The 11,032-nt window shown below is 71.5% G+C and carries 10 protein-coding genes; 8 read left to right on the plus strand and 2 right to left on the minus strand.

The features are described from left to right. Nucleotides 1-51 precede the first annotated feature (51 nt). Genes ACFVAJ_RS08330 through ACFVAJ_RS08340 form a run of 3 tightly spaced genes read left to right on the plus strand, consistent with a single transcriptional unit; the run spans nucleotide 52 to nucleotide 2,291 of the window. Nucleotides 52-792, plus strand: coding sequence for a TMEM175 family protein (locus ACFVAJ_RS08330; protein WP_376943000.1), 741 nt, complete (start codon nucleotides 52-54; stop codon nucleotides 790-792). A gap of 9 nt (nucleotides 793-801) precedes the next feature. Continuing rightward, nucleotides 802-1,851 (plus strand): zinc-dependent alcohol dehydrogenase family protein, encoded by a 1,050-nt coding sequence (locus ACFVAJ_RS08335; protein ID WP_376943002.1) that lies wholly within the window; start codon nucleotides 802-804, stop codon nucleotides 1,849-1,851. A 29-nt stretch (nucleotides 1,852-1,880) separates the two neighbouring features. Continuing rightward, on the plus strand, nucleotides 1,881-2,291 hold the full coding sequence (locus ACFVAJ_RS08340; protein WP_376943004.1) for a TIGR03667 family PPOX class F420-dependent oxidoreductase: 411 nt from the start codon (nucleotides 1,881-1,883) through the stop codon (nucleotides 2,289-2,291). 39 nt (nucleotides 2,292-2,330) lie between these two features. On the opposite strand, the gene ACFVAJ_RS08345 is transcribed toward ACFVAJ_RS08340, so the two are convergent. After that, the gene (locus tag ACFVAJ_RS08345) at nucleotides 2,331-2,837 is read right to left on the minus strand and encodes a MarR family winged helix-turn-helix transcriptional regulator (protein WP_376943006.1); all 507 of its coding nucleotides are present in this window, start codon (nucleotides 2,835-2,837) and stop codon (nucleotides 2,331-2,333) included. Nucleotides 2,838-2,980: 143 nt separating this feature from the next. Between ACFVAJ_RS08345 and ACFVAJ_RS08350 the strand changes: the two genes are divergently transcribed. Further along, on the plus strand, nucleotides 2,981-4,396 hold the full coding sequence (locus ACFVAJ_RS08350; RefSeq protein ID WP_376943008.1) for an MFS transporter: 1,416 nt from the start codon (nucleotides 2,981-2,983) through the stop codon (nucleotides 4,394-4,396). A gap of 198 nt (nucleotides 4,397-4,594) precedes the next feature. On the opposite strand, the gene ACFVAJ_RS08355 is transcribed toward ACFVAJ_RS08350, so the two are convergent. Continuing rightward, nucleotides 4,595-5,188, minus strand: coding sequence for a nitroreductase family protein (locus ACFVAJ_RS08355; RefSeq protein ID WP_376943010.1), 594 nt, complete (start codon nucleotides 5,186-5,188; stop codon nucleotides 4,595-4,597). 202 nt (nucleotides 5,189-5,390) lie between these two features. On the opposite strand from ACFVAJ_RS08355, the gene ACFVAJ_RS08360 reads away from it, so the two are divergent. The 4 genes from ACFVAJ_RS08360 (at nucleotide 5,391) to ACFVAJ_RS08375 (ending at nucleotide 10,886) form a co-directional block, all read left to right on the plus strand. After that, nucleotides 5,391-7,169 carry a S8 family serine peptidase gene (locus ACFVAJ_RS08360; RefSeq protein WP_376943012.1) on the plus strand — a complete coding sequence of 593 codons (1,779 nt, stop codon included), beginning with the start codon at nucleotides 5,391-5,393 and terminating at the stop codon, nucleotides 7,167-7,169. A 128-nt stretch (nucleotides 7,170-7,297) separates the two neighbouring features. Then, nucleotides 7,298-7,852 (plus strand): TetR/AcrR family transcriptional regulator, encoded by a 555-nt coding sequence (locus ACFVAJ_RS08365; protein ID WP_376943014.1) that lies wholly within the window; start codon nucleotides 7,298-7,300, stop codon nucleotides 7,850-7,852. Nucleotides 7,853-7,939: 87 nt separating this feature from the next. Beyond that, the gene (locus tag ACFVAJ_RS08370) at nucleotides 7,940-9,469 is read left to right on the plus strand and encodes an APC family permease (RefSeq protein WP_376943016.1); all 1,530 of its coding nucleotides are present in this window, start codon (nucleotides 7,940-7,942) and stop codon (nucleotides 9,467-9,469) included. An 82-nt stretch (nucleotides 9,470-9,551) separates the two neighbouring features. Then, on the plus strand, nucleotides 9,552-10,886 hold the full coding sequence (locus ACFVAJ_RS08375) for a flavin monoamine oxidase family protein (RefSeq protein ID WP_376943018.1): 1,335 nt from the start codon (nucleotides 9,552-9,554) through the stop codon (nucleotides 10,884-10,886). Nucleotides 10,887-11,032 lie beyond the last annotated feature (146 nt).

Genomic DNA, 11,032 nt, shown 5'->3' on the forward strand with positions numbered 1-11,032 from the left:
GCCGGCTCAGAGCCTCGCGGCCCCGGCGGCCGATTCGCTAGCCTTCCACGCATGTCCACCTCGCACCCCTCGACGGCACCCGCGTCCGACGACGGACGCGCTCCCGTCAGGGCGTCGGCCGAGCGGCTCAAGGCCTTCACCGACGCCGTCGTCGCGATCGCCATGACCGTGCTCGTGCTGCCGCTCATGGAGAGCGTGACCGATCTGGGCGGCGAGGGCGGCGGCGTCGCCGAATGGTTCGAACGGCACGGCGGGCAGCTCATGAGCTTCACGCTCAGCTTCGTGCTGATCGCGATGTTCTGGCTGACCAACCACCGCGTCTTCGCGCGGCTCGAGCGCACCACGCCCGCGCTGCTCTGGCTCAGCGTCGCGTGGATGTTCACGATCGTCTGGCTGCCCGTGCCCACCGCGATGCTCGGCTCGATGGAGGAGGACGACGCGCAGAAGGCCGTCTACGTCGGCAGCCTCATCGTGACGAGCCTCGTCTCGCTCGCGATCCGCTGGTACCTGCTCAGGCACCCCGGGCTGCACGACGAGTCGCCGGTGCGCCTGCGCCGGGGCATCCTCGCCGATGCGATCTCGGCCGTGCTGTTCTCGCTCGCCCTGCTCATCTCGATCACCGTGCCCGCGATCGGCTACTGGGCGATGTTCCTGCTCGTGCTCGTCTCGCCACTGCACGCCCTGGTCTCGCGGCTGTTCGAGCGCGGCGCGCGCGGTGAGCGCGGAGAGCGCGGAGGACGTGGAGCGCCGGACGGTGCCGCCACCGCCCGACCCGACGCCGACGGGGAATAGGCTCGGGGCATGCTCGCCACCGTGATCCACGCCGCCCGCGACATCCGCGTCGAGACCGTGCCCGACCCCGTCATCACGACGGGCGACGACGCCATCGTGAAGGTCGTCGCCGCGTGCGTGTGCGGCTCCGACCTCTGGCCGTACCGCGGCGTCACGCCGACGCACGAGCCGCACCGCATCGGCCACGAGTTCATCGGCGTCGTCGAGGCGGTCGGCGAGGAGGTCGTCTCGGTGCAGGTCGGCGACTTCGTGATCGCCCCGTTCTACGTGTGCGACAACACCTGCGTGAACTGCCGCAACGGCGTCTCGACCTCGTGCCTGAACGGCGGCTGGTGGGGCGGCGACGACCGCAAGGGCGCTTTCGCCGACGCCGGCCAGGGCGAGCGCGTGCGCGTTCCGCTCGCCGACGGCACGCTCGCCGTCGTGCCCGGGCCGGTGCGCGACGAGCAGGTCCCCGGGCTCCTCACGCTCTCCGACGTCATGGGCACCGGACACCACGCCGCCGTGTCGGCCGGGGTCGGCCCGGGCGACACCGTCGCCGTCGTCGGCGACGGGGCGGTGGGCCTCTGCGCGATCATCGCCGCGAAGCGGCTCGGCGCCACCACGATCATCGCGATGAGCCGCCACCCCGAGCGCCAGGCGCTCGCCCGGCGGTTCGGGGCGACCGAGGTCGTCGCCGAACGCGGCCCCGACGGCATCGCGCGGGTGCGCGAGCTCACCGGCGGCATCGGCGCCGACCGGGTGCTCGAGTGCGTCGGCACCAAGGAGTCGATGGACCAGGCGATCCGCTCGGCCCGCCCCGGCGGCATGGTCGGCTACGTCGGGGTGCCGAACGGCGGCCCCGAACTGCCCGTGCGCCAGCTCTTCAACACGAACGTCGGCGTGAACGGCGGGGTCGCGCCCGTGCGCGGCTACATCGAGGAGCTGCTGCCCGACGTGCTCTCGGGGGCGATCGAGCCGGGGCTCGTGTTCGACCTCGAGCTGCCGCTCGCCGAGGCCGCCGAGGCGTACGCGGCGATGGACGAGCGCCGGGCGATCAAGGTGCTGCTGCGCCCGTAGGGCGGGGCGAGGGAATCGGAGAGGCATCCGTGGCGAACGAACTGCAGCTCAGCGACCGCGTGCGCGAACGGCTCGCGACCGAGGAGACCATCTGGCTCACCACGGTGAACCGGCACGGCACGCCCGTGCCGACTCCCGTGTGGTTCGTGTGGAACGACGGCGAGCTCATGCTGCTCTCGCAACCGGGCACCCCCAAGCTCGCGAACCTCGCGCGCAACCCGCGCACCTCGCTGCACTTCAACACCGACGCCGAGGGCGACGACGTCGCCGTGTTCACCGGCTCGGCGCGCATCGGCGAGATCGGCGATGCGCCCGAGTGGGCGCAGTACGCCGAGAAGTACGCCGCCGCGATCGTGCGCATCGGGTACACGGCCGAGCGCTACATCGCCGAGTACTCGGTGCCGGTGCGCGTCGAGGTGGAGCGCGTCCGCGCCTGGTAGGTCGCGGCGGAGGCCCTGCGGGGTGGCGCCGGGCTGCGCCTACGCGTCGATGTCGTCGAGGCGCGCGATGACGACCTCGAGGAGGCGCGCGAGCTCGCCGCGCTCGTCGTCGCTCAGGTCCTGCAGCACGTCGGACTCGACGACGTCGGATCCGCGGATCGCGACGCTGAACAGCTGCCACCCGGCGTCGGTGAGGCTGACGTAGATGCGGGTGCGGTTCTCGGCGTCGGGCGTGCGTTCGATGAGCCCGCGTTCGGCCAGCTTGTCGAGGCGGTGGGTCATCGACGAGGGGGCGACGTTCGTGAGCTCGGCGAGCTGGCTCGGGGTGAGCGACTCGCCGGCCTTGGCGAGCGAGGTGACGACGGCCCATTCGCCGGCCGTGACCTCGAGGTCGACGAGCTGGCGCGCGTACCACTGGTCGAGCTTCTTCGTGAGGCTCTGCACCGCGGTGATGACCCGCTGCACCGACTCCTCGCCGCCCGCCTTGACGTAGGTCGCGACGGCGCGCCGGTGCAGCTCCTGGGCGCTCGGGGTGCGTTGTGCCATACGGGAATTCTCGCATGCATCTTTCGGTTGCTAATATTTCGATATCGAAGACTTCGTATTCGAAGGGTGAGGGATGCCTCGGGGCCGACGCCGGCCGCGAGGCATCCCTCTGCTCGTCGAGACCTCGGGAGGAGGACACCATCATGCGCGCACGACTGCTCATCCTGGCCAGTGCCATCGGTTCGCTCGGTTGGGGGGCGGTGCTGCCGTACCAGTACGCCTACGCCGCCGACACCCGTGACTGGGGTGCCCTCGTCGCCGCGGGCGCCTCGTCGCTGTTCTCGATCGGGGCCCTCGTCGCCGCGCCGCTCGCCGGTCGCCTCGCCGACCGCTTCGACCCCGTGCGCGTGGCGGTCATCGCCCAGCTGCTCGGCGCGGCGGGCGTCGCCTCCCTCGTCTTCGCCGACGTGCCGGCCGTCTTCCTCGCCGGCATGCTCGTCTTCGGGCTCGGCCTCTCGGCCGCGGTGCCCGCGAAGCAGGTGCTCGCGCTCAACTGGTCGTCGAGCGACGACCGCCGCAAGGTGTTCGCCTACAAGTTCACGGGCGAGGCGCTCGGCATGGCGGCGGGCGCGTTCCTCGCTGGGCTCGTCGTCGACCTCGACCGGGCCGACGGCCTCGACATCGGATTCATGATGGCCGCGGGCGGCTTCGTGCTGTCGTCGGCGATCATCGCGCTCGCCGGGCGGCTGACCTTCGCGGGTCGGCTCGCGGGCGGTGCCCGCGTCGCTGCCGGCGGCGGCCCGGGCTCCGTCTCGACCGCGACCGGCTCGACCGGCTCGATCGGCGCGATCGACGCGGCCACCGGGGCGATCGCCGCGGTCGACCTCGACGGCGACGGGCACGCCGACGGCGCGGCACGCTCGCGCGGTGCGCTGCGGGTGATCTTCGCCCAGCCCGCCATGCGGTGGACGGCCGTCGTCACCATCGCGCTCGCGCTCGGCTTCTACGCGCAGTTCGAGTCGGGACTGCCCGCCTACGGCATCACCGTGCTCGACGTCGACCCCTCGGCGATCGGCCTCGCCGCCGCGATCAACTGCCTCGTCATCGTGGCGCTGCAGGTCATCGTGGTGAAGCTCACCGCGAAGCGCAGCGCCCCGGCGCTGCTCATGGCGGTCGGCTCGATCTGGGTGGTCTCCTGGCTCATCCTCTCTGCGGCGCAGTTCTCGCCCGGCATCGCCACGGCGCTGTTCGTCACGACCTACGGCATCTTCGCCGTCGGCGAGACGATCTACAGCCCCGTGCTGAACCCGCTCACCGCGCAGCTCGCGCCGAAGGGCATGGTCGGGCAGACGCTCGGCACGATCGCCGCGCTGCAGACCGCGTTCTCGGCGGCCGGCCCGCTCGTCGCGGGCGTACTGCTCGGCGCGGGACTCACCGACGTCTTCCTCGGCATGCACCTCGCCGTGAGCGCGCTCGCCGTGTTCGCCGCGTGGCGCATCAAGCGGGCGCTCGAGCGCGAGCCCGTCGCGGTCGCCGTCGACGAGTCGGCCGCACCGGTCGAGCCCGCGAACGTGCGCGAGGAGCCTCCGACCACCCCGGTCGACCTCGTGCGCGCGTAGACGGCGACCTCGACCGACCCGGTCTGTTTCTCAGGAACGATCTCCAGGTGAGCTACCTGATCAGCACGTCTGGTCCTGAGAAACCGAAGCCCAGCGGCATGGCCTCCTGAGAAACCGAAGGAGGGGCGGGCGGCGAGCGGAGACGACGGATGCCCCGGGGCGAACCCCGGGGCATCCGTGTCGTGCTGAAGCGGGCGACTACTCGCCGACGGTGACGAACTCGTCGAGCGTCTTGCGCTGACGCGGCGCGACCTCGCGCTCGCGGAGCACCTCGGGCAGGCGGTCGACGTCGCCGAGCGCGCCGATCGTGGTGATCGAGACGACCTCGAGCGCGTCGTCGAGGCCGAAGGCCTCGTGGATGGCCTTGGCGTCGAAGCCGCCCATCTGGTGGGTGTGCAGGCCCTCGTGCTGCGCCTGCACCGTGAGGTGGGCGACCGCCTGGCCGAGGTCGTAGCGCGCCCAGGGGCGCTCGCGGCCCTCGGCGTCGACCGTCTCGGCGACGTTCGCGATGAGCACGGCGGCGGAGTCGGCCCAGGCCTGGTTGAAGCCGGCCATCGCGTCGTGCAGCTTCGTGAAGGCGGCGGTGCCGCGGCGGGCGACGATGAAGCGCCACGGCTGCGAGTTGTTCGCCGACGGCGCCCAGCGGGCGGCCTCGAGGATCGTGCGGAGGGTCTCGGTCTCGATGACGGCCGCGGGGTCGAACGCCCGGGGGCTCCAGCGGTCGGCGAGCGGGTCGATGAGCGGAGCGGCGGTGTCGGCCTTGCGCGAGGTGAGGTCGGTGACGAGGGTCATGAGCAGTGCTTCCTGGATCGAGTGATATGCCGGGTCTCCGTCGTCCCGAAAAATGCAAACGCATGGATGCTACGCCGCATTCCCCGAGCGCGAGCTGAACGCGTTCACTCGCCGGCGAGCGCGCTCAGCGCGCCCCCTGTTCGAGGGGCGGCCGCTGTGACAGCATTGCCGGGCAAGTTCCATCAACGAGGAAGGAAACTACATGCTGAAGATGCGATCCATCGCAGCAGCTTCCGTGTTCGCGCTCGGGTTGACCGCGCTCGCCGCGTCACCCGCGGGCGCCGTCACCGGCGCGGATTCGAGCGGCGACCACGAGTACGTCGTGCTCTTCGCCGAGGGCGTCTCGAGCGCCGACGCGCTCGCCGCGGTCGAGGCCGCCGGCGGCACCGTCGTCGCCGAGAACACGGCCGTCGGCGTCGCCACCGTCAGCGCCGGGGCCGGCTTCGCCGCCGCGGCCGACGCCCAGGCGGCCATCGACGGCACCGCCGAGAACCGGGTGATCGGCGACGTGCCCGAGTCGCGCGCCGCGAACGGCGAGGCCCGCAAGGCCGACGCCGTCGAGCAGGAGACCCGCGAGGCGGGGCTGGCCGATGGGCCGCGCAGCGCGAAGGGCGCCGCGAAGGGCGACAAGGGCAAGAAGCACCGTCCGGGCACGCCCGTTGCCGAGCCGCTCGCCGGGCTGCAGTGGGACATGGAGCAGATCGACGCCACCGTCGACGGCTCGTACGCCCGCCAGCAGGGCTCGAAGGGCGTCCGCGTCGGCATCATCGACACCGGCGTCGACGGCAGCCACCCCGACATCGCACCGAACTTCGACGCGGCGCTGAGCCGCAACTTCACCGTCGACGTCCCCGTCGACGCGAACGGCGCCGAGGTCGACGGCGCGTGCGCCGACGACCCCGACGGCTCCTGCGAGGACGCGGCCGACGTCGACGAGAACGGCCACGGCACCCACGTCGCCTCGACGATCGGCTCGCCGATCAACGGTCTCGGCATGGCCGGCGTCGCGCCGAACGTGACCCTCGTGAACCTCCGCGCGGGTCAGGACTCGGGCTACTTCTTCCTCCAGCCGTCGATCGACGCCCTCACCTACGCGGGCGACAACGGCATCGACGTCGTCAACATGAGCTACTACGTCGACCCGTGGCTGTTCAACTGCACGAGCCACCCGGCCGACTCGCCCGAGGACCAGGCCGAGCAGGCCGTCATCATCGAGGCGATGCAGCGCGCGCTCGACTACGCGCGCGGCCACGGCGTGACGCTCGTCGCCGCAGCCGGCAACGAGGCGATCGACTACACCAAGGCGGTCACCGACGCGGGCAGCCCCGACTTCGCGAGCGTGCCCGGTGAGGCCGCGTACGTGCGCGACCTGCTCGACCCCGCCTCGTGCGTGTCGATGCCGGCCGAAGGCGACGGCGTGATCTCGGTCTCGAGCACGGGCATCTCGGAGCGCAAGGCGTACTACTCGAGCTACGGCAACGGGTACATCGACGTGGCGGCGCCCGGCGGCGACTCGTACGACACCCCGGCCGGCACCCGCGACGTCACGAAGACGATCCTCGCGGCCTACCCCGAGTCGCTCGCGATCGCGAACGGCGAGATCGACGAGAACGGCGACCCGCTCGTCTCGAACATCGTGAAGAGCTGCGACGACGAGGGCACCTGCGGGTACTACCAGTTCATCCAGGGCACCTCGATGGCCTCGCCCCACGCTGCGGGCGTCGCGGCGCTCATCGTCAGCCAGTACGGCGCGAAGGACCCGCTGAAGGGCGGCCTGCGCATGAACCCGAACGCGGTCGAGAGCAAGCTGCTGAAGACGGCGGTCGACGAGGCGTGCCCGGTTCCGGCCGACTACACGTACACGCGTCACCTGCCGAGCGGCGCGACCGCGACGGCGACCCACACGTGCGAGAGCTCGAAGAAGACCAACGGCTTCTACGGCTCGGGCATCGTGAACGCGCTGGCGGCCATCGGCCGCTGATCGACGCCGGGCGCCGGTGACGGCGCACGCGCGGCATCGGGCGCGGCATCCGTTCTCATCGAACGGGTGCCGCGCCTTTCGTCGTCCGATGGGCGGATGTCTCGCCGTCGTCCTCGTACGATGTGCAGATGATCACCGTCGATGGGCAGGCCGCCCGAGTCCTCGCCGCGTACACCGACCTGCTGGTCGAGCGGGGCATCCGCGGCGCGACGCTCGAGGCGGTCGCGAGCCGCGCGGGGCTGTCGAAGTCGGGAGCCCTGCATCACTTCGGTTCGGTCGGGGCGCTGCGCGCCGCGCTCTTCGTCGAGATGCGGGCGCAGGCCGCGCGCGACGCCGACGAGATGCGCTCCGCGCCCGACGCGGCGGTGCGGTACTACCTCGTCTCCTCGCTCGACCGCGACAGCGAGCTCGAGCGGCTCATCGACGCCGGGTACCGGGTCGCGCAGACCGGCGACGAGGCGGCGATCGAGGCGCTGCGGGCCTGCCGCGACGACTGGCTCGAGGCGCTCATCGCAGCGACGGGCGACGAGGCGCTCGCGCGGATGGTCCTCTTCGCCGGCGACGGCATGAACCACAATGCGCTCATGAGCCCGCCCGAGGGCGACGAGGTGCTCGCGCCGGCGCTCGTCGAGGAGCTCGTCGCGACGCTCGAGGCGATGCGGGTGCCCCGAGCGCGCGCCTGACCCGGGTTTCTCCCGCGACAGACCGACTAGTCGGTCGGTGACGTATGCTGTTCACGTCCCCCCACCCCTCGACGACGAGCAGGTACCGTGAGCACCACCCGCGCGGCAAGCCCCGCTTCCCCCTCCACCTCCGCACCCCGGGCGGAGACGCCCACGAAGGGCCTCGCCATCGGCAAGCTCGGGCTCTGGGGCTCGACCGTCATCGGCATCGCCTCGACCGCACCGCTGTTCTCGCTCGCCGCGACGCTCGGCTACGTGATCATCGCCGTCGGCGCGCAGGCGCCCGTCGCGTTCATCCTCGCGTTCGTGCCGATGCTGTTCACCGCATTCGCGTACCGCGAGCTCAACAACGACGTGCCCGACTGCGGCACGGTGTTCACGTGGGCGGCGAAGGCGTTCGGCCCGCGCACCGGCTGGATGGCGGGCTGGAGCATCGCCGTGGCCGGCGTGCTCGTCATGGCGAACCTCGCCGAGATCGCCTCGGTCTACCTGCTGAGCCTCATCGGCGACGGCTCGCTGGCCGACGACCGCGCGCTCGTCACCGCGTTCGGATGCCTCATCATCGCCCTCATGACCTGGGTCTCGCTGCGCGGCGTCGAGATCGGCGAGCGCATGCAGCAGGTGCTGCTCGCGATCCAGTACCTCGCCATGGCGGCGTTCGTGATCGGATGCCTCGTCGGCTACTTCTCGGGCAACGCCCCCGATGCGACGCCCGTCTCGCTCGACTGGTTCAACCCGTTCCTCGCCGACGGCACCGGCATTGTGCAGGCGATCCTGCTGGCGCTCTTCATCTACTGGGGCTGGGACACCTGCCTCGCCCTCACTGAGGAGACGAGGGACCCCCGCCGCACGCCGGGTCGCGCCGCCACCCTCACCACCGTCATCCTGCTGATCACCTATGTCGGCATCACCGTCGTCGCCATGATGTACGCCGGCCTCGGCGACACCGGCACCGGGCTCGCGAACGAGGCGAACGCCGACGACGTCTTCTCGGGTCTCGCCGCGATGGCGATGGGTCCGATGGGCTGGTTCCTCGTGATCGCCGTCGCGATCTCGGCGCTCTCCTCCTCGCAGACCACCATCCTCCCGACCGCGCGCGGCACCTTCGCGATGGGCGTCTACCAGGCCCTGCCCGCCCGCTTCGCCAAGGTGCACGAGGCGTCGAAGACCCCGACCTTCTCGACGACCCTCGTCGGCGTCATCGCGATCGTCTACTACGCGGGCATGAACCTCGTCTCGACCGACGTGCTCGCCGACTCGCTGCTCTCGATGGGGCTCGCCATCGCGTTCTTCTACGCCATCGCCAGCTTCGCGTGCGTCTGGTACTTCCGCCGCACCCTCTTCGCGAGCCGGCGCAACGTGTTCTACCGCTTCGTCTTCCCGCTGCTCGGCGGGCTGTTCATGACGTGGGCCTTCGTGCAGTCGGCGATCGACATGCTGAACCCCGACTACGGCTACTCGCAGGTCGCGGGGGTCGGCGGCGCCTTCATCGTCGGCATCGGCTCGCTGCTGCTCGGTGTCGTGCTCTTGTTCGTGTGGGCGCTGTTCCCGGGCTCGCGCGACTACTTCCAGAAGCGCTCGCTCAACCGCGACACCGAGGTGCTCGCACCCGAATGAGTCATGGCGGGATGCCTCGCCGGCATGCCGTCTCGTCACCCTCCCTCCCGAACTCCTTCACGAACGAATGGATGAGAAGCCCATGTTCGACACCGTCATCGTCGGAGCCGGCCTCGCCGGGTTGACCGCGGCCCGCCTGCTGCGTGCGGCCGGTCGCAGCGTCGTCGTGCTCGAGGCGCGCGACCGCGTGGGCGGCCGGACCTGGACCGACCGCTCCTCGGGCTTCAGCGTCGACCGGGGCGCCTCGTGGATCCACGGGATCGAGGGCAACCCCCTCACCGAGGTCGTCGAGGCCCTCGGCATGCCGACCATCGAGTTCACCGTCGGCAGCTTCCAGGCGGGCGGGCGTCCGATCGCGAACTACGACGAGGCGCATCGCGAACTCGACGCGGCCGGGACCGAGGCGTGGCTCGCCGATGCCGAGGCGGTCGGCGATCGTCTCGCGGCGGCCGCCGACGCGTCGGAGGCGGGCGAGAGCTACGCCGACGTCGTCGAGCGCGTGCTCGACGAACTCGGGTGGAGCGCGGAGCGCGCGGCCCGCGCGCGAGCGTTCCACCGTCATCGCACCGAGGAGCAGTGCGGTGCCGACAGCGCCGAGGTCGACGCCCACGGGCTCGACGAAGACGCGATCGACGGTGACGAGGTCGTCTTCCCGGGCGGCTACGACGCGCTCGCGACGGCGCTCGCCGAGGGCGTGGACGTGCGTCTCGGGCACGTCGTCACCGCGGTCGAATGGTCGGGGTCTGACGGTGACGCCGGCGTGCGCGTCACGACCGGATCGGAGGTGTTCGAGGCCCGCGAGGTCGTCGTCACGGTTCCCCTCGGCGTGCTCAAGGCCGGGGCGATCGAGTTCGAGCCGGCACTGCCCGAGACCGTGGCGGGAGCGATCGACCGTGTCGGCATGGGCACCTTCGACAAGGTGTTCCTGCAGTTCCCCGAGCGCTTCTGGCCGGAGGGGGCGTACGCGATCCGACGGCTCGGCGCCGAGAGCGTGCCCTGGCACTCCTGGTACGACGTGTCGGCCGTGAGTCGCACCCCGATGCTGCTGACCTTCGCGGGCGGCGAGTGGGCGCGGAAGATCGAGCAGATGGCCGACGAGGAGATCGTCGCGTCGGTGCTCGAGGGGCTCCGACGCCTCTACGGCGACGCGCTGCCCGAGCCGACCGGGCACTGGATCACCCGCTGGGGCTCCGACCCGTTCGCCCTCGGCTCGTACTCCTTCGTCGCCCGCGGCGCCTCGTACGACGACCACGACGTGATGGCCACGCCGGTCGGCGGCGTGCTGCACCTCGCCGGCGAGGCGACCTGGGGCGACTGCCCCGCGACGGTGAACGGAGCGCTCCTCTCGGGGCACCGCGCGGCCGAGCGCATCCTCGGCACGCCGATCCCGCTCGAGCGCCTGGTCGCGCGCGACTGACCCGCGCGGGTGCTCCGGGTCGGCGCACTCCGCTCCGGCACCTACGTCACTGATCCGCCTGAGGTATCAGTGACGTCGGGCCGCGCCGGCGCGCAGCGCACGGCTGATACCCGAGACGGATCAGTGACGTAACGGCACGGGAAGAC

Origin of the sequence: Agromyces sp. NPDC057679 (genome assembly GCF_042799635.1) — a bacterium.
In the GTDB taxonomy this organism is placed as follows: domain Bacteria; phylum Actinomycetota; class Actinomycetes; order Actinomycetales; family Microbacteriaceae; genus Agromyces.